The 17,940-nt window shown below is 71.9% G+C and carries 19 protein-coding genes; 10 read left to right on the plus strand and 9 right to left on the minus strand.

Annotation, left to right across the window (positions count from 1 at the left end; genetic code table 11):
* Positions 1-68 precede the first annotated feature (68 nt).
* Both ABT247_RS01550 and ABT247_RS01555 read left to right on the plus strand, forming a co-directional pair.
* The gene (locus ABT247_RS01550) at positions 69-899 is read left to right on the plus strand and encodes a GNAT family N-acetyltransferase (RefSeq protein WP_350736193.1); all 831 of its coding nucleotides are present in this window, start codon (positions 69-71) and stop codon (positions 897-899) included.
* Complete coding sequence (locus ABT247_RS01555; protein ID WP_350736196.1) at positions 896-1,903, plus strand: lysophospholipid acyltransferase family protein; 1,008 nt, start codon at positions 896-898, stop codon at positions 1,901-1,903. Before ABT247_RS01550 ends, ABT247_RS01555 begins: the two co-directional genes overlap by 4 nt.
* A gap of 236 nt (positions 1,904-2,139) precedes the next feature.
* Here the strand turns inward: ABT247_RS01555 and ABT247_RS01560 are convergent, their stop codons facing one another.
* The gene (locus tag ABT247_RS01560) at positions 2,140-2,919 is read right to left on the minus strand and encodes an SDR family oxidoreductase (RefSeq protein WP_350736199.1); all 780 of its coding nucleotides are present in this window, start codon (positions 2,917-2,919) and stop codon (positions 2,140-2,142) included.
* A gap of 336 nt (positions 2,920-3,255) precedes the next feature.
* A complete protein-coding gene (locus ABT247_RS01565; RefSeq protein WP_350736279.1) occupies positions 3,256-4,176 on the minus strand; it encodes an NADP-dependent oxidoreductase in 921 nt (306 codons plus the stop codon).
* An 82-nt stretch (positions 4,177-4,258) separates the two neighbouring features.
* Between ABT247_RS01565 and ABT247_RS01570 the strand changes: the two genes are divergently transcribed.
* The 3 genes from ABT247_RS01570 (at position 4,259) to ABT247_RS01580 (ending at position 5,896) form a co-directional block, all read left to right on the plus strand.
* Positions 4,259-4,828, plus strand: coding sequence for a TetR family transcriptional regulator (locus ABT247_RS01570; protein ID WP_350736203.1), 570 nt, complete (start codon positions 4,259-4,261; stop codon positions 4,826-4,828).
* A gap of 217 nt (positions 4,829-5,045) precedes the next feature.
* Positions 5,046-5,633 (plus strand): ribosome-inactivating family protein, encoded by a 588-nt coding sequence (locus tag ABT247_RS01575; RefSeq protein ID WP_350736205.1) that lies wholly within the window; start codon positions 5,046-5,048, stop codon positions 5,631-5,633.
* Entirely contained in the window at positions 5,576-5,896 is a 321-nt protein-coding gene (locus tag ABT247_RS01580; protein ID WP_350736208.1) for a ribosome-inactivating family protein, read from the plus strand. Before ABT247_RS01575 ends, ABT247_RS01580 begins: the two co-directional genes overlap by 58 nt.
* Positions 5,897-6,272: 376 nt before the next feature.
* Here the strand turns inward: ABT247_RS01580 and ABT247_RS01585 are convergent, their stop codons facing one another.
* On the minus strand, positions 6,273-7,019 hold the full coding sequence (locus tag ABT247_RS01585; protein WP_350736211.1) for an MBL fold metallo-hydrolase: 747 nt from the start codon (positions 7,017-7,019) through the stop codon (positions 6,273-6,275).
* Positions 7,016-7,981, minus strand: a complete 966-nt coding sequence (locus ABT247_RS01590) for a saccharopine dehydrogenase NADP-binding domain-containing protein (RefSeq protein ID WP_350736213.1) — start codon at positions 7,979-7,981, stop codon at positions 7,016-7,018. The genes ABT247_RS01585 and ABT247_RS01590 overlap by 4 nt, the downstream gene beginning before the upstream one ends.
* Positions 7,982-8,224: 243 nt before the next feature.
* Here ABT247_RS01590 and ABT247_RS01595 point away from each other — a divergent pair, with 243 nt between their 5' ends.
* Entirely contained in the window at positions 8,225-8,704 is a 480-nt protein-coding gene (locus tag ABT247_RS01595; RefSeq protein ID WP_350736216.1) for a MarR family winged helix-turn-helix transcriptional regulator, read from the plus strand.
* A gap of 409 nt (positions 8,705-9,113) precedes the next feature.
* On the opposite strand, the gene ABT247_RS01600 is transcribed toward ABT247_RS01595, so the two are convergent.
* Both ABT247_RS01600 and ABT247_RS01605 read right to left on the minus strand, forming a co-directional pair.
* Positions 9,114-9,614 (minus strand): hypothetical protein, encoded by a 501-nt coding sequence (locus tag ABT247_RS01600; RefSeq protein ID WP_350736218.1) that lies wholly within the window; start codon positions 9,612-9,614, stop codon positions 9,114-9,116.
* A 580-nt stretch (positions 9,615-10,194) separates the two neighbouring features.
* Positions 10,195-10,416, minus strand: a complete 222-nt coding sequence (locus ABT247_RS01605; protein ID WP_350736220.1) for a hypothetical protein — start codon at positions 10,414-10,416, stop codon at positions 10,195-10,197.
* A 336-nt stretch (positions 10,417-10,752) separates the two neighbouring features.
* On the opposite strand from ABT247_RS01605, the gene pip reads away from it, so the two are divergent.
* A complete protein-coding gene (pip, locus tag ABT247_RS01610; protein ID WP_350736223.1) occupies positions 10,753-11,715 on the plus strand; it encodes a prolyl aminopeptidase in 963 nt (320 codons plus the stop codon).
* A gap of 160 nt (positions 11,716-11,875) precedes the next feature.
* Here the strand turns inward: pip and ABT247_RS01615 are convergent, their stop codons facing one another.
* The 3 genes from ABT247_RS01615 to ABT247_RS01625 all read right to left on the minus strand — a co-directional run bounded on the left by ABT247_RS01615 (position 11,876) and on the right by ABT247_RS01625 (position 14,883).
* Positions 11,876-12,424, minus strand: a complete 549-nt coding sequence (locus ABT247_RS01615) for a PaaI family thioesterase (RefSeq protein ID WP_350736226.1) — start codon at positions 12,422-12,424, stop codon at positions 11,876-11,878.
* A gap of 77 nt (positions 12,425-12,501) precedes the next feature.
* The gene (gene mca / locus ABT247_RS01620; RefSeq protein WP_350736228.1) at positions 12,502-13,395 is read right to left on the minus strand and encodes a mycothiol conjugate amidase Mca; all 894 of its coding nucleotides are present in this window, start codon (positions 13,393-13,395) and stop codon (positions 12,502-12,504) included.
* 114 nt (positions 13,396-13,509) lie between these two features.
* Positions 13,510-14,883 carry an MDR family MFS transporter gene (locus ABT247_RS01625; protein ID WP_350736231.1) on the minus strand — a complete coding sequence of 458 codons (1,374 nt, stop codon included), beginning with the start codon at positions 14,881-14,883 and terminating at the stop codon, positions 13,510-13,512.
* A gap of 288 nt (positions 14,884-15,171) precedes the next feature.
* Here ABT247_RS01625 and ABT247_RS01630 point away from each other — a divergent pair, with 288 nt between their 5' ends.
* The 3 genes from ABT247_RS01630 to murQ all read left to right on the plus strand — a co-directional run bounded on the left by ABT247_RS01630 (position 15,172) and on the right by murQ (position 17,745).
* Positions 15,172-15,819: a TetR/AcrR family transcriptional regulator gene (locus ABT247_RS01630; protein WP_350736234.1), complete on the plus strand. Its 648-nt coding sequence runs from the start codon at positions 15,172-15,174 to the stop codon at positions 15,817-15,819.
* 146 nt (positions 15,820-15,965) lie between these two features.
* Entirely contained in the window at positions 15,966-16,646 is a 681-nt protein-coding gene (locus ABT247_RS01635; RefSeq protein WP_350736237.1) for a DUF6445 family protein, read from the plus strand.
* 124 nt (positions 16,647-16,770) lie between these two features.
* A complete protein-coding gene (gene murQ / locus ABT247_RS01640) occupies positions 16,771-17,745 on the plus strand; it encodes an N-acetylmuramic acid 6-phosphate etherase (protein WP_350736240.1) in 975 nt (324 codons plus the stop codon).
* Positions 17,746-17,940: the final 195 nt, after the last annotated feature.

The raw sequence follows: 17,940 nt of genomic DNA on the forward strand, positions 1-17,940 counted from the left end.
CTGCGGGCCGGGACGGTGCCCTGGTACATCCACGGCACCGCCGACCGTGCTGCCCTGGAGGGTCCGCCATGACCACCGTCCCCACGTACGCTCCGTCCGCAGTCGCCCCCGCCCACGACGCCCCGGCGGTCCCCGCGCCTCGCCGCCGGCCCACCACGGCCGCCTACACCGTCGGTCTCGCCCGCGACGAGGACGACGTGCGCGCCGCCCAGCGGCTCCGTCACCAGGTCTTCGCCGCCGAACTCGGCGCCGTCCTGCACAGCCCGGTCGCCGGGCTCGACGTCGACCCCTTCGACGAGTACTGCGACCACCTGCTGGTCCGCGAGGGCGACACCGGCGCCGTGGTCGGCACCTACCGGCTGCTGCGCCCGGAGGCCGCCCGACGTGCCGGGCGGCTCTACTCCGACGGCGAGTTCGACCTCTCCGCGCTCGCACCGGTGCGCCCCGGCCTGGTCGAGCTCGGCCGCTCCTGCATCCGCCCCGACCACCGGGGCAACGGCGCGGTCATCAACCTGATGTGGGGCGGCATCGCCCGCTACCTCGCCGACACCGGCAACACCTGGGTCGGCGGCTGCTGCTCGATCGACCTGGAGGACGGCGGTGCCACCGCGGCCCGGGTCTGGGACACCGTCCGCACCAAGCACCTCGCCCCCGAGCAGTACCGGGTCACCCCGCACCGCCGCTGGGACGCCGAGGGTGTTCCGCGTGCCGAGCGCGGCGCCCTGCCCGCCCTGCTCCGCGGCTACCTGCGACTCGGCGCCTGGGTCTGCGGCGAGCCCGCGTACGACCCGGACTTCGGCTGCGCCGACCTCTACGTGCTGCTGTCGCTGGAGCGCACCGACCCCCGCTACCTGCGGCACTTCCTCTCCGGAGCCCCCGCGTCGGGCGTCTCGTCATGAGCGTGTGGCTGCCGACCGCCCCCTGCCGGCCGGAGACCTGCCTGAGCGAGCGGGCACCGGAGGTCTCCCACCTCCGCCGAGTGCTGCGGCTGGCCGCCTGCCTGACCGCGGTACTGGCCGGGCTGGTGCTCAGCCTGCCGGTACGGCTGATGCCGTACGGCGCCCGGGAGGGGCTGATCCGGTTCTGGGCGCGGGTACTGCTGCGCACCCTCGGCGTGACCGTCCACCTGAGCTCGTCCGGCGCTCACGGTTCCGCCGGTTCCGCTCATTCCGCTGATTCCGTCGGATCCGCCGGTCCGGTCGGATCCGCGTGGTCCGTCGGATCCGCCGGTCCGGTCGGATCCGCCTGGTCCGTCGGATCCGCCGGTTCCCTCGGATCTCCCGCGCCAGGCGGAGCGGGCATCAGCGGGCGCACGGCCCGCGGCGCGGCCAGCGGCACGGTCGGCGGCGGCGGAGCGCTGGTGGTGGCCAACCACGTGTCGTGGCTGGACATACCCCTGCTCGCGGCCGGGCGGCCCGGTCGGTCGCTGGCCAAGACCGAGGTCCGGCAGTGGCCGGTCCTCGGCCACCTGGTCGCCTGGGGCGGCACCGTGTTCCTGGAACGCGACCGGCTGCGGACCCTCCCGGACACGGTGGCTGCGGTGGCCGAGGTGCTGCGCTCGGGGCATTCCGTGATCGTCTTCCCGGAGGGCTCGACCTGGTGCGGCCGGGAGAGCGGACGGTTCCGGCCGGCCCTGTTCCAGGCCGCGGTGGACGCGGGTGCGTTCGTCCAACCGGTGACGATCCGGTACCGGCTGGCGGACGGACAGCCCACCAGCGCGCCCGCCTTCGTCGGCGACGACGGACTGCTCACCTCCCTCGCCCGGGTGGTCGCCGTGCGCGGCCTGGTCGCGGACGTCACGTTCCTGCCGCCGATCCCGCCGCCCCGGCCGCATTCCACCCGGGCGGGAGCCCGACGGGAACTGGCCCGCGCGGCCCAGGCGGCCGTGGAGGGCATCCGGTGACGGTGTTCCGCCGGGTCCCCGCAGGCTGGTGACGGTCGCCCGGGCCGTTCCGGTCCGCGCCGGGCGCGAGGCCGGACCGGTCCCGCCCGGCGGTCGACCCGGTCAGCATGCCCACCCTGAAGGGGGCAGCTGACCGGACCGGTGCCGACCGACGGTGGCGGGAAGCGATCGCGGACACCACCTGGTCCGCGGCCCGACGGAATACCGCACGCGGGAGGCAGCTCCCGAGCGGCGGATCAGCCGCGCGCGATGGGCCCGAGGTAGGTGCCGCCCGAGACGTCGATGATCTGGCCGGTCACCCACCGGCCCTGCGGACCCGCCAGGAAGCCCACCACGTCCGCGATGTCCTCCGGCTCGCCGAGCCGTCCGAGCGCGGTGAGCGACTCGAGTCCGGCCACCGCCTCGGGAGCGTTGGTCCACCCGGCGGTCATGTCGGTCCGGACCACCCCGGGGTTGACCGTGTTCACGGTGATCCCGCGTCGACCGAGCTCGTTGGCGAGTGGTGCGCCAAGAGCTGCCAGCGCCGCCTTGGTGACGGTGTAGCCGATCTGGACGGGGGCCGCGATCCGGGTCGCCGCTGAGGCCATGTTGATGATCCGCCCGCCGTCCCGCAGCAGTGGCAGCGCCCGCTGGATCACGAAGACCGGCGTTCGCACGTTGACCGAGAGCAGCCGTTCGAACTCCTCCTCGGTGAGCTGCCCGATCGAACCGACCGAGTGGATGCCCGCGTTGTTGACCAGGATGTCCAGGCCGTCCGCGCCGTGGTCCGCCAGGCCGGCGGCGAGCGCCTCGAACAACCGATCCACCGCGCCGCTGTCGCCGAACCTGGCCTGCACCGCGAACGCCCGTCCGCCGCCCTTCGCGATCAGCTCCACGGTCTCCGCGGCGGCCGCTTCGTTGCCGCCGTAGTGGACCGCGACCAGCGCCCCCTCGGCGGCGAGCCGCAGGGCGACCGCGCGCCCGATCCCGCGCGAGCCGCCCGTCACCAATGCGGTCCTGCCGTCCAGTTCCCCCACGATCGTCTCTCCCTTCGTCTCGCCCGGGTCGAATCCGGGACCGACCTCGAGTAGATCCGAAGTTCCGCCCCGGCAAAAGAGAGGAGGACGTACAGGATCAGTTTGTGACGATCGAGCTGAACACCTTCTCGACGCACGGTACGTGACGAGACGATCGACGGCGAGATCGGAAGAACGGGACGGCTGGGCCGCCCACCTCCGCTCATCTCGGCACCCGGCACCCGGCCCCCGGCAGCCGGCAGCCGGCACCGCGACGAGATCCGACGCACCATCCCGCCACCCAGGGCTGCTGCGAGCCGCGTCACGCCGGGCAAGTCACCGGACCGGTAGGCCGGTTCACAGCGTGATCACGATCTTCCCGTGAACGTGCCGCGCGGCCTGGGTCGTCACGGCTTCGCGAATCCGCTCGACCGGGAAGGTCGCCGCGATCGGCACCGCGATCGCGCCGGAGCCGATCGCGTCGGCGATCCGCTCCAGGGAGCCCGGGTCCACATCGAGGGCGCCCGTCCTGCGCACGCCGGGCGGCGGGGCGGGGCCGTCGGCGACGACGGAGATCCGCTCGGGTGCCACCCCGAGCTCGAGCGCGGTCTCGACCGCCTCCCGCCCGAACAGGTCGGTTGCGGCGGTGATCCCCTCGGGCGCCAGGGCCCGCACCCGGTCCGCCAGGCCAGGGCCGTACGCCACGGGTTCGGCGCCCAGCTCGCGCAGGAATCCGAACGTGCCCGCGGAGGCGGTACCGATCACCCGGGCACCCGCAAGCTTCGCCAACTGCACGGCGAAGACGCCGACGCCACCCGCCGCACCCCCGATCAGAACGGTGTCCCCGGCGCGGAGCCCGACCGCCTCGAGCGCCGCGACGGCCGTCAGGCCGGACACCGGAAGCGTGCACGCCACCTCGTCCCCGACCCCCTGCGGGGTGCGCCACAGGTGCGCCGCAGGCGTCTTGACCAGAACGAACTCGGCGACCGAGCGGCCGATCGCGGCCCCGTACACCCGGTCGCCGATCGAGAACCCGGTGGCCTGGGCGCCCACTTCGTCCACCACTCCGGCGAAGTCGCTGCCGAAGCCGGCGGGCAGGGTGATGCCGAACCGCGCAGCCATGTCGGGCTGAGTGGTGATCTGCCAATCCATCGGATTCAGCCCGGCGGCCGTGACACGGACGCGAACCTCACCCGGCGCGACGTGCGGCTCCGGTATCTCCTGCAGCTCGAGCACCTCAGGACCGCCGAATCGCCGGTAGCGGACAGCTTTACTCATCGTTGGCCTCCCTGGCCAGTGATGGGACTTGGTCTCATCGACCGTACACCAGTGATGGGACGAAGTCCCGTACACTGCTCGCATGGCTCGCTGGCAACCCGACGCACCCGGACGACTCGCCGCCGCCGCCCTCGACCTCTTCGAGGAGCACGGCTACGAGAACACGACCGTGATCGAGATCGCCGAACGTGCGGGGCTCACCAAGAGCACGTTCTTCCGATACTTCCCGGACAAGCGCGAAGTGCTCTTCGGCGGGGGCACGGTGGCCGGTCTGCTCGTCGAAGCGATCGCCTCGGCGCCCCCGGAGGCCGGGCCGCTCGACGCGGTGGCACACGCCCTCGACGCGCTCGGCCGGACCTTCTTCACCGCCGACCGCCGGGAGTTCAGCCGCCGGCGCCAGGCCGTACTGAACGCCAACACGGAACTGCGTGAACGCGAAGCACTGAAGAGGATCGACCTCACCACCTCGATGATCGAGGCCCTCGACCGCCGCGGAGTGCCGGTCCTGACCGCGCGCGTGGCCGCACAACTCGGCACGCTCGCCTGGGAGATGGCCTACGACCAGTGGATCGGCACCGACAGCACGGAGGGCTTCGGCCCGCTGGCACGGAAAGCGCTCGCCGGGGTGCGCGCAGTCGGAGCCATGGGGTAGGCGCAACCCGGTAGGCGCACCGGTCACGCGGGTCGGTGACGGGGGTTCACGGCCCGTCCGCGCACCGCACCGGGCAAGCCCGTCCACCGTGCACGGACAGGCGCTGACGTGTGCGCGATCGGAATGATGGGGCGGGGACGGGGTTCCTAGGCTGAGCCGACCTCACCGAACGGGCCGTCACCAGGTTCGGCCCTCCTGACGGGAGCCCCTGAATCCTGTGAACCCCCTGAAGAAGCTGCACTCCGCGCTGATCTGCGTCGCCCTGGCCCTCGGGCTGGTGACCGGTCTCAGCGGCACCGCATCGGCCACCAACTACCGGATCGTCGACTGGGACATCTCCCGGATCACCGACGGCGGCCAGGAGCACGCCGCGCGGTACTACCACGCGGTCGACGGGCTGCACCAGAACACCTACGGGAACGCCACCCACGAGAACGCGGTCATGCAGACCACGACCGACCGCTCCCGGATCGTCCAGATTCGCATCCGCGACACCGGCGGCAACGAGCTCGTCTCGCTCTACTTCTGGGCCGACAACCTCTACCTGGCCGGCTTCTACGCCCCGTACGGCGGCGACGCCGGCTCCGGCCGGCACCACTTCTCCTTCGCCGACGGCCGCGACATGGCGGCCTCACTCGGCGTCGGCACCCGCAGCCTGGTCCGGACCGGCAACTACACCAGCCTGCCCGGCGGCAACAACCGGGAGAACCTCCGATCACCCCGGCCACCCTCTACAACGCGGCCTACGTGCTCGGCCACGCCACCGGCTACAACGACAGCGTCGGCGCGTCCCTGCTGCTCATGATCCAGGCGTTCTCCGAGGCGGCCCGCTTCCGCCCGATCTTCTCCCAGGTCTACAACAACATCTACAACCACAACGAGACCCCGCTCGGCCGGGACCTCGCCGGGCTGGAGAACCAGTGGGACGAGATCTCCCGGTTCGCCCACGACGTCCGTCGCAACGGTTCGTCCTACCTCGACCTCTTCGGACACACCGTCCGCAATTTCAACGACCTGCGCACCCGGCTCTCCTTCGTCGAGGTGATGGGTTCGGTCGCCCAACTCTGATCCCCCACGAGGGATCTGAGGCCTGACTATCCCGAGGGGCCGGCGCCACCACGGCGCCGGTCCCTTGCCGCCCCTGCACGGCCACCCGCCCCGGCCCGGTGCGGCCAGGGCAGCCGCGGGCTACCGGCGCACCGCGGTCCGCCGACCCGCCGGCTCCTGGCCGGAGCCGGTCCGGGCGGTGGTCGTCGAGGTCGGCGTCGGTGGTCGCGGCAGTCCCGGTGCAGGTGACCGGGAGTGGTTCCCGACCACTGTCGTTCGCCGGGAGGACCGGACACGCCTCCGCGTCCAGGCGCGGATCCGCGGTGGCAGCGTGTCCCCTCGCGTGGCACCCCGCATGTACCCTCGCGTGGGCACCCGGAGCCGCACGACCGGCGCTCTAGCGGATGCCGCCCGCCACCGCCTGCCGTGCGGCCTGCGTCAAACCGTCCGTCCAGGGCTCCCCATGCCCCGGCAGTACGGTGGTGAGCTCGTGTTCGGCGATCTTCTCCAGCGACGCCAGCGCGGCCTGACTGTCCTGGGTGAAGGCCCGGCAGATGACGCACGGTCCGACCCGGCCGGCCACCGAGTCGTGGGTGACCAGGGCGTCGCCGGTGAAGGCGATCGAGGCGTCCGGGAAGAGGTAGCTGCTGCTGCCGTGCGTGTGGCCGGGCGTGTGAACCGCCAACGGAGCTCCGGGCAGGTCGAGTTGCTGGTCACTGCCGAAGGTGCGGACGGAGCGCACGGCCGGGACGCGCAGGGCACCGCCGCGGACCAGGTGCAGCGGCGCGCGCAGGCCACTCGGACGGCGGGCCGCGTAGCCGAGCAGCGAACGCTCCGGCGTCCAGAGCTCGTTCAGCCGCCGCGGCTCGGTGAGGATCGGCGCATCGGACTCGTGCACCCAGACCTCGACGCCGGAGGCCGCGCGGACCCGCTCGGCGACGCCCGTGTGGTCGGGGTGGCCATGGGTGACGAGGACCGCCGCGATGTCGGTGACCGGGCGGTCGAGGTCGCGCAGTGCGGTTCGGAGGGCGTCCCAGTGCCGGGGCAGCCCGGCGTCGACCAGCACCAGGGCCGGTCCCGTGTCGACCAGGTAGAAGTTCACCAGGTGGTCGCCCAGACGGTGCACGGTGATCACGGCGCTCACCGGCCCAGCTGGATCTTGGTGCCGGGCAGGGATGCGATCAGGTCGGCCCCGAGCAGCCGCGCCGCCGTGAAGGCGCCGGGCGGAGGGCTCGTCAGCAACCGGGCGGCGGACGCGGCGGCCACGGCCGTGGTGAACGCGAACCCCTCGCCGGTACTCAGCTCCGCGGTGCGCACCTGACCGTCCGCGCTGATGAGCTCCGCGTAGGCGTAGGAGCCGGCGTCGCCCGCCCCGCCGCTGTCGACCCCGCCGCCGCGCGGCACCGCGTACGCGGTGACCTCCGGTGCACCGGTGGCCTCCCGCGCCGCCTCCAGGTCGCCGACCGGCACCGGGATCACGGGACGGGCCGCGCCACCGAAGGTGAGGACGGTCGCGCCCTCACCGAGCGGCGCGCGCACCAGCTCACCCGCCCGGTAGCTGGTGGCGCCCTCGGCCATGGCCTCGGCGACGGTGCCGCGCACGCCGTCGGTGTCGTAGGCGCTGTGCGCGGCGGCGGCGATCTTCACCGAGGCCGCGTCGGCGCCCGTCTCGAGCAGGGCGAGCACCAGGGCCTCGGTGGCGGCCGGGCCGAACCCGGCGCCGGTCACCAGGGTGGCGCCGCGTTCCCGCGCCTCGGCATCCCGGTCGAGCAGGGCGCGCACGGCGGCCCGCTCGTTGGCGAGGTCGAGGTAGGCGGTGCCTGCCTCCAGGCAAGCCGCCACCACCGGCGCGGCGAGCCGGGCGAACGGACCGACCGTGTTGACCAGCACCTTGCCCGCGCCGGCCGCCGCGGCCAGCGACGCGGGGTCCGCGAGGTCCACGGCCAGGACCGAAACCGCCCCGCCCTCGAACCGGGCCGCTGCCCGCGCCAGCCGCGCGGCGTCCCGGCCGGCCAGCACGACGCGGCCGCCCTGCCGGACGAGCTCCTCGGCGATCAGGCCGCCGGTGGTGCCGGAGGCACCGAGGACTACGAAGTCACTGCGCATGACCATGCCCCTTCCCGCTGGCGGGGCGTTCCCGTCAGCCAGGAACATCATGACACAACATCGATGTCACGTCATCAATGCTTCGTCATCGATGTTGAGACATCGATGACGCAACATCGATGACGCCCCATTGATGTCGATGCATCAATGCCGGATCATCGATGTTGCGTCATTGATATGCTCGCTCCAAGCGCCCGGGTCGGACAAGCCGAGACCTGGGCCCGCCGAAGCGAAGGAGTGCACGTGACCGCCGACCGCAGCCGCTCACCCCGGGCAGCCCACGACGAACTGCGCTACCTGCTGCTGGCCGCCCAGCGCGAGGGAAGCCGCCGGCTCGGCGAGGCCCTGCGCCCCCTGGGCCTGACCCCGGCCCAGGCCGAGGTGCTCGAAGTCCTGGCGGACCACCAGCCGGTCACCCTGGCTGCGCTGGGGCGCCTGCTGGTCTGCGAGCAGGGCAGTCCGAGCCGACTGGTCGAGTCCCTGGTCCAGCGCGACCTGGTCAGCCGCGTCCCGCACGAGCAGGACAAGCGCGCCGTCCTGCTCGAGCTCACCCCCGCCGGCCAGTCCCTGGCCGCCCAGCTCGGCGAGACGATCGGTCGGCTCACCAGCGCGATGGCCGAACCGCTCTCGGCGGCCGACATCACGACCCTCTCCGGCCTGTTGTACAGCCTGCTCGAAGGCACCGACGCCGAGCAGACCCTGCGCAACCGCTTCCCCCGGTAGCCGCCCGGCTTGCCCCGTGGCGTCCCGCACCACGGACCGGGCCCGCCACATGGTCCGCCGCAGGCTGGACCGGGTCCTTCTTGGGGCCTGCCCGGGCACCGGCACCGGTCGCCGAGCCGACCGGACGGCCAATCTCCGTAGACCCACGGGTGAGCCGGGTCAGCGGTTCCGGCGCGAGCGCACAGCGGTGTCCGGCGGCGGTCCGGAGGACGGCCCCGGCACCCTCGCCCCGGTGATCCGGTCCGTTCAAGTCACAGACGCTGCCCCGGCCGACGCCGTGGGCCGGCGCTGCGGCGCGGAGTCCGCCGCAGTGACGTCGACGGGTGGTTGGCGAGTCCGGCATCTGCAAAATGTCCCCGGCGACCGTCAGGACGCCGGGGACATCGTGAACGCGGTGACGCTTTCATGCTCATGGTGCCGCGCGGGTCTTGGCGGCAGCCACGCACTCGTGTTGGTGGGGCTGCGGTCCCGCGATGTTGAGGACGGGGTCTTCTCCTTCGGGAATTTCGAAAACGAAGACGACACCGGAGGAGATGGCCTGTATGGCGCATTGGTTGTCGAACGTCAGGGGCGTGTAGGGCTCCCAGGCGCAACCGGCGTCGTCGAGAGCTGCAATCACGTCCGCGTACTTGGGGTGGCCGGGGAACGTCTGCTCGGTAGCCAGGCCCGCGGGGAGCTCGACGACGTCCCGCCAGGTCTGGAGGCAGATCAAGATGATCTTCTGGCAGCGGCAGACGCTGAGCTCAAGGTCGCCAAAAGCGAGCAGCGACGGCCAGGATCGCCGCTTCCCGACGACCACCTCGAAGGGCTCGCCGAGCACCTCGGTCACCGCATTCCAGTCGGCGCCGTTCGCGACCGGGCCCAGCTGTCCCGAGCGGGCAAGTTCCGTCAGAACGTCGAGTAGCTCCATGAGGCGGGAGCCTGTCACCTGCGAGATGGGCTGTCCAACGGCTTCGGATGGCTGCTGGTGCCCGCCCCCGGCAACGGCCGATGGCTACTCGCTCGCGTGGGTCTCGGTGATGGCCGGTCGAGCGGAGGACTTGTCGACGATGCCCTTCTCCTGGGTGAAGGGCCACGATCAGGTACTGCCAGGCGATGTTGTTGACCGAGCGGGCGAGTGAGGGCCGGTGCCAGATTCTGAGCCGAGCGCGCTGGGGTCACCGATGGCAGCCTGTCAGCAGTTTGCCCGCATGGTGGCCAGCACTGGCACGACGAACGAGCAGGGCGAGCGGGCTTGCGTCGTCTGAGTCGGTTGGCGAGACCTCGAAGCGTTCGGCGGCCCTGCGCAGGGACCAGCGTCCTCCACCACGCAGCGGGCAGGCGCGAGTGTCCGGTCTCGGTCAGCGGTGCTTATGGCGTGGCATGAGGGCTTTGGAAGCCGGTGCAGATGTCGCGATCCACACCGAGCCAGAAGGCCCTCACTCATTTCAAGATCGCTAGGCTGTGTACCCCCGTCACAACTTTCGTGGTCGAAACAGCTAGAGCCACGCTCAGTCGCCTTCGGGCAGGTGGAAGTAGACCGTGCCCGACCGCCAAGGTCCGTGCTCAGTCATCTCCGACTCGATGACGACATCTTGAACTTCAACAGCTCCCAATGCTTCGATCGAGTTGGCCAGCCTTCGCAAGAGCGCAGGCACGCTGTCACAGCCTGGACCTGCAGGATTGGCCTGAGAGAAGTGGCGAATTGTCCAGGACGCCGTAGTGCTCGTCATGGGACTGATCGTAAGACCCGCCCAGGCCCCGCCAGAGCTGGTGGGGGGCCGGGCGCGGCCGGGGTGCTTGCTCAGGGATTTGAGATCGGGTGACGGATCACCGCGCTCGGGGCCAACCGGAGGCTGGCCGGGGACCACCGAGGGTGTCGCCGCACTTTCGAATTTCGCCGTACCACTGCCTCCTCTTCCGGTCGCCCCGTGGTATCAGGCTGACCCGCTGCCTCTTGGTACGCCTTCTTCGAGGCTGTCATCGGGCTGGAATTCCGAATCCGACGGAACCAACCGCGGGTAGGCTCGCGCGGCGACCCATCCGAACGTCGGCGGAGGAGTTCTCCCGTGCTCGAGCTGTACACCCACGACAGCCCCTACGAAGACGGCCTGTTGGACGTCGGCGACGGGCAGCGGATCCACTGGAACTCCTCCGGCAATCCGGCGGGCACGCCGGCCGTCGTGGTGCACGGCGGGCCGGGCTCCGGCCACCATCCCGGGTCCCGGCGGTACTTCGACCCCGAGCGCTTCCGCGTGGTGCAGTACGACCAGCGCGGCTGCGGACGCAGCCTGCCGCATGCCGCCTACCCGTCGACCGGGCTGGAGCACAACACCACCGCGCATCTGGTTGCAGACCTGGAGCGGCTGCGCGAGCACTTGGGCATCGACAAGTGGATGCTGTACGGCGGCTCGTGGGGCTCCACGCTGATCCTCGCCTACGCACAGGCCCACCCGGAGCGGGTCTCCGCGATCGTGATCTGCGGGGTGACCATGACGAGCCCCGAGGAAATCGACTGGCTCTACCGGGGTGTCGGCCGCTTCCTTCCCGGCCCGTGGGAGGCGTTCCGGACCTTCCCTCCGGGCACCGACCCGGACGGTGACGTGTTCGACCTCCTCGCTGCCTACAACCGGCTGCTCAACGACCCCGAGGAGACCGTCCGTCGGGCCGCCGCCCGGGCCTGGGCCACCTGGGAGGACGCCGTCATCTCGCACGAGGTGCTGGGGAAGCCGAACGCGTACACCGACCGGCCCTCCGATGCCCTGATGGCCTTCACCCGGATCACGGCGCACTACTTCTCGCACCAGGCCTTCCTCCAGGACGGCCAACTGCTGCGCGACGCCGACCGACTGGCCGGCATCCCGGGCGAGCTCATCCACGGGCGGCTCGACCTCGGTAGTCCGCTGCGCACCGCCTGGCGGCTCGCCCAGGCCTGGCCCGACGCCAACCTGACGGTCGTCGACGAAGCCGGGCACACCGGCAGCCCGCGGATGACGGAGGCGGTCCTCGCGGCCGTCGAACGGTTCGCCTGAGAACAGATGTCCCGAGTGCGCCTGTGTCGTCCAGGCCGGCCAATCGGTGGAGCCGTCGCGGCAGACCGGCACGCCCGGCGCGCCCGGCAGGCCCCGCAGTCGCCACCGAACGACCGAACGACCGGAGCGCCGACCGTTCGGCGGCGGACCGGGTGACCGGTCAGACCGCCGGGCGGGGCGCGAGGATCGCGCAGGTGGTCGTGGCATGGGCGTAGAGCTTTCCGTTCTCTGCGCCGACCACCCTGGCCTCCGCGGTCGCCATCGTCCGGCCCAGGTGCAGCACCACGCCCTCACATCGCAGCAGACCCGAGTCCGCGAACAGCGGGCGCAGCATGTGGACGTTCAACTGGGTGGTCGTGTAGCCGGTCCCGGCCGGCAGCTTGCTCAGCACGGCACTGCCGAGCGCCGAATCGAGCAGGGTGGCCAGGTACCCGCCGTGCACGGTGTTCATCGGGTTGAAGAGGTGGTCACCCGGCTCTCCCTCGAACACCGCCGTGCCCTGCTTCACCTCGACCAGGCGGAAGCCCATGGTGCTGCAGATCGACGGCTCCGGGATCCGACCCGCGATCCATTCCAGCAGGATCTCCTCGCCCGTGAGGTGCGGGTACTCGGCGATCGGCGAACCGACCGTCCAGGTGTGGGTACGGGACCGCAGCTCCTGACCGGACGGTGACCCCTGCTCCGAGTAGGTGCGCTGATGATTCGTCATGGGATCAACGTGCCCTGTCTGGTCCCATGGCTCAAGCTCTGGCCGTTGAGAGGGCCCGCCCCTTGTCAACTCCTGGCTCATTTCCTCCCCTCTGCCCCGCGCAGCCCGGCGAACAAGTCGGTCTCGACCGCGCCCGGAGCGGGGCCGCCCACGAAGCTCCGGGCCAGGTGGTAGTCCTCCGTGGGCCAGACCTGGCGCTCGATGTCCCGGGGGTGGGCCATGAAGGCGACGCCCGCTTCGACTTGGGTGGCGTGCGCCAGCATCGCCGCGTCCCGTAGGGCGAAGTATTCCGAGCAGGCGATTCGGGTGGTCGTCGCGAGCGCCGGCGGGGTGTCGGGCCAGTCGGCGAGCAGTTCGCCCATGGCCGATGGGACTCCGCGCGCCGTCATGGCGTCGTACATGGTCTGGAACCAGGACCGGGAGAGCGCCAGGTGGTAGTAGAGCTTGGCCGCCTGCCAGGGCTCGCCCGCCTCCTGGTGACGGTCGGGGTCGGCGGCTGCCTCGAAAGCCGCCACGGTGACCCGGTGGGTCATCACGTGGTCGGGGTGCGGGTACCCGCCGGTCTCGTCGTAGGTGATCACCACATGCGGGCGGAACTTCCGGATCAGGGCGACCAACGGGACCGCAGCAACCTCCACCGGCTGGGCGGCGAAGCAGCCCTCCGGCAGCGGCTCACCTGGACCCGGCATCCCCGAGTCGATGAAGCCGAGGAACTGCTGCCGCACGCCGAGGATTTCACGGGCGGCCTCCATCTCCCGACGCCGGATCCGGGCGAGATCGTCCCGCACCTCGGGCCGGTCCATCGCCGGATTGAGCACCGAACCGCGCTCGCCGCCGGTACAGGTGGCGACCAGGACGTCCACGCCCTCGGCCGCGTAGCGGGCGAGAGTGGCCGCGCCCTTGCTCGATTCGTCGTCGGGGTGAGCGTGAACGGTGAGCAGGCGCAGGCCGCCCGGGTGCTTGGTGAACATGAGTGCCTCCGTGGTGTGTGGGAGTCGATAAGCAGGTGATTCGCGATCAGGTGGCCAGCGTCCAGCGTTCAGCGGCCGGCGGCAGGCGGCAGGCGGCAGGCGGCAGGCGGCCGGTCAATCTGCCTTACGGGCAGTGCCCGGGTAGAGCAGGGCCGGTGCGATGGCGAGTGCTGACAGCGCCAGCACCCACCAGAAAGTCGCCCCGAAGGCGGTGCCCGGGCGCCCAGGGTGCCCCGCCTGCGCATGTTGGAGGACCAGTGTCAGCACCGCCGTACCGAGCGCCCCGCCGAGCCGGTTGAGGACGTTGATCGCACCTGCGGCCGCAGGAACCCGTGACTTCTCGACGCTCCCGTACAGCGCCGCCATGCCGGGGATCATGACGATCCCCATACCTGCCCCTCGCAGCGCCAAGGAGGCGGCGAGCAGCCAGTCCGCCGGGCCGGAGCCCGTTCCCAGCCGGGTGAACGCGAGCGTCCCGAGCAGCGAGCAACCGATGCCGAGCAGGATCAGCGGCCGCGGCGCGACGCGGTCGGCTATTCGGCCGGCCAACAGCGAGGTGACCGCCGTGCCGAGCGCCTGGGGTGCGAGCAGCAAGCCCGCCTCCACCGCCCCGGCGTGCTCCACCTGCTGGTAGTAGAGGGGCACCAGGAACATCGAGCCGTAGAGCACGGCGCCCTGGAGGAAGCTGTTCGCCGTCGCCACCGCGAAGCCGCGCCGCCCGAACAGCCTCAGGTCGATCAGCGGCGGGCGAGCCGCGTCCCGCCCCACTCGCAACGCGTGCCGTCCGTACGCCGCCAGCAGCAGCACACCCGCCGCGATCGCCGCCGGTCCGACCGAACCGCCCTCCCCGATCGTGGAGAGCCCGTAGACCAGCGCCGTCAGGCTCGGGGACAGTTGCACCAGCCCGGTCACGTCCAGCCGGGGCCCGGGACGTCGGGACCGCTCCGGCGCCGGGAGCCACCGAAGCGCCAGGAGCAGGGTGAGCAGCCCCACCGGGACGTTCAGCAGGAACATCCAGCGCCACCCCAGGTGGTCCAGCACCAGCCCGCCGAGGACCGGCCCGAGGACTGGCGCCAGGCTGATCGGAAGCAGCATGGTCCCCATGACCCGGGCGATCCGGGACCGACCGGCCGCCTGCACCATGATCGTCTGCCCCAGCGGCTGGATCATGGCACCGCCGACCCCCTGCAGGACCCGGAAGCCGATCAGGCTGCCCGTGGACCAGGCCAGGCCGCACAGCGCGGAACCCAACACGAACAGGACGACTGATCCGAGCCAGGCGCGCCGGGCACCGAACCGGCCGGCGGCCCAAGCGGAGAGCGGCATGGTCAGCGCGATCGCCAGCAGGTACCCGGTGGCCACCCACTGCACTGCCGCCATCGAGCTGTGCAGATCTCGGGCGACGGAGTCGACGCCGACGTTGACGATCGTGGTGTCCAGCAGGGCCAGGATCGGCCCCAGCGCGAGCACCGTGGCCGTCTTCCACAAGCCGGGTGGCAAGGGCTCCGGCCACTTCGGTCCTGCCGCCCGACACCAGCCCCGCGCCTCGCTCTTCCCCTGGCCGCCGTTCAGGGCCCCTTTCCCCTCGTCGTTCTCACCGCTCAACTCCACCGCGCTCACCGCGGCCTGCGTTCCGACCGATGCGGTCATGAACCCTCCCCGGACCGTCCCTCTGCCGACCGCTCCGGCCGACGCGACAAACTTAGGACGGACCCAGTGAATAGGTCAAGCATAATTTCTATGCTCGACCCAAGGATCTGCGCTAAGCTCGCCACCATGACCGAGACCGGGACCCCGCCGAACCTGCGCGAGCTCAACAAACGCCGCACCCGCGAGGCGATCTCACATGCCGCGACCAGGCTCTTCATCGAGCGCGGCTTCGACCGGACGACGATCGCCGAGGTCGCGGCCGCCGCAGGCGTCGCCAAAATGACCGTCACCAACCACTTCCCGCGCAAGGAGGACCTCTTCTTCGACATCCACGAGGAACTCGTCGGCCGGCTGGCCCGCACCGTCACCGAGCGCGAGCCCGGCGAGTCCGCCCTCGCCGCACTGCGCCGCGACTGTCTGACCGGGCTCGACCGGCACGACCCCTGGCTCGGCTTCTCAGGCGCCGACTTCGCCCGCACGATCGCCGACAGCCCGGCCCTCGGCGCCCGACTGCGCGAGTTGAACGAACAGGCCGAGGCCGCGCTGGCCGAGGCACTGGCCGACGCCGTGCACGCGATACCCGTCGACTTCGAGAGCCGGGTCGCCGCCGCCCTGCTCGCCGCCGTCGACCGGGCGGTGTCCACCGAGGTGTTCCGCCGCACGCTGGCCGGTGAGGACCACGCCGCGATCACCGCCGCGGTACGCCCGTGGGCCACCCAGGCCTTCGACCGATTGGAGGGCGCCCTCGGCAACTACGCCGTCCGCGAGGGTTGAACCTCACCCCGAGGACCCCCTGGGGCCGGGCCTCGCACCGGGCTCTGCCATCCGCTGGAAGAAGAACACTGCCCCCGACCGCCCTTGACGAAAGGTTGACCCGTTCACGGCAGAAGGTTGACGATCCCCGCCCCTATGGTCGGCCCATGCCCTCACAGCCCATCAGGCCCACCGCCCTGCCGGTGCTGCCATACCGCAAGCCCACCCGCGGCAGGGACTACTGGGTCCTGGACAACGTCCTGCCCGATCCGGACGCCGTCCGCGAGCGTGTCCTGGCACGCGGCGACTGGACCGAGGGCTACCCGTACCGCCCCGAGACCTGGCCGGGCCTGCGCACCATGCCGGGTCTGGAGCCGGACGAGCTGTCCCGGGTCGAGTCCCTGGTCCGCAAGGCCACCGGCGCCTCCCGGCTGTGGGTGCAGAGCACCCCGGGCGGTGGCACGCTCAACCACAACTGCGTCCAAGTCGTCGGGGCCGGGGAGTCGGAGTCCCGCCCACACACCGACTCCCGTGCGCTCTGCCGCTACGCCGCCGTGCTCTACCTCAGCCCGGGTGCGCCCAAGGACGCCGGCACCAGCTTCTACCGGCAGCAGTTCCCCGGCGGCCGCCTCGGCGGAAACCTGGTCAGCGCTCCGCACAACAACCTGGTCGAAGCGCTCGGCACCCGCCACGTGCCCGCCGACCACTTCACCGAGGACGTCCGCGTCCCCAACCGCTACAACCAGTTGCTCCTCTACCACGCCAACCTGATCCACAGCGCCACCGGCTACTACGGGGGCGAGCTGGCGGACCGCCGGATGACCGCCGTCTTCTTCTGGATGGCCTGACGACCCGTCCGTCGGCTGTCGGGCGGATACAGCGGACACAGAAACGCCGAGCGTCGCCGCCGCATTCGCCCGACCACGTCACCGCCCCTGGTTCAGGCCGCCCGCACGTGGGGACGCTCGCCGCATGAACCCCGACGCTTCGCCCGCACCGCCCCCGCCGCCCCTGTCTCCCTCACCCCTGTCACCACCGACACCCACCACGACCACCACACCCACGACCGAGACGATCCGCCCCGAGTGGGCTGGAATCGACCGGCTGACCACCGTCGACCTGCTCCGCCTCATCAACACCGAGGACCGCTCCGTCCCTATCGCCGTCGCCGGCGAACTGGAGCGGATCGCCACCGCCGTCGACGCCGTGGCCGCCCGGATGGCGCGAGGCGGACGGCTGGTCTACGCCGGGGCGGGCACCGCCGGGCGGCTCGGGGTGCTGGACGCCGCCGAGTGCCCGCCCACCTTCGGGACCGATCCCGGCCTGGTCGTCGGCTTGATCGCCGGCGGCCGGACGGCCGTGACGGAGGCCGCCGAGGGAGCCGAGGACCGGACGGACCTCGCCGAGGCCGACGTCGCCGCGCTCAACCTCACCCCGGCCGACGCCCTGGTCGGAATCTCCGCCTCCGGCCGTACGCCGTACCCCCTCGCGGCCATCCGCGCCGCGCGGGCGGCCGGAGCGCTGACCATCGGGCTGGCGTGCAACCGGGGCTCGGCGCTGGCGGCTGCGGCGGAGCTGGGCATCGAGGTGGAGGTCGGCCCCGAGGTGCTGGCCGGGTCCACCCGGCTGAAGGCGGGTACGGCCCAGAAGCTGGTGCTCAACATGCTGTCCACGGCCGTGATGATCCGTCTCGGCCGGACGTACGGGAACCTGATGGTCGACCTCCGGGCCACCAACGCCAAGCTCCGCGAGCGCGCCCGGCGGATCGTCGCCGAGGCCACCGGCGCCGAGGCGAAGGCGGTTGACCAGGCCCTGGCCGCGACGGACGGCCGGACGAAGGACGCGATCCTGTCCCTGCTCGCCGACGTGGACGCGCCCACCGCCGCCCGCCTGCTCGCCGCTTCGGCCGGACGGCTGCGCGAGGCGTTGGAGCTCGCCAGGCGCTAGGAACACGTCCCCGTCCAGTCCGCCCGCGCCGACCCGGCCCCCGTCCAGCCTGCCCGCACCGCCGCGCCCTCGCGCCCGGCCCGCCCCGCGCCGCAGCCCGCCACCCCGCCGCCCGGCCCGGCTCGCCGCACCGCCGCACCGCGTCGCCGCCCACCCGGAGAACGCCCCGGGGTTCGCCAACCAGCGGAAAGGAAG

This window comes from Kitasatospora sp. NPDC001539 (assembly GCF_040298565.1).
Lineage (GTDB): Bacteria > Actinomycetota > Actinomycetes > Streptomycetales > Streptomycetaceae > Kitasatospora.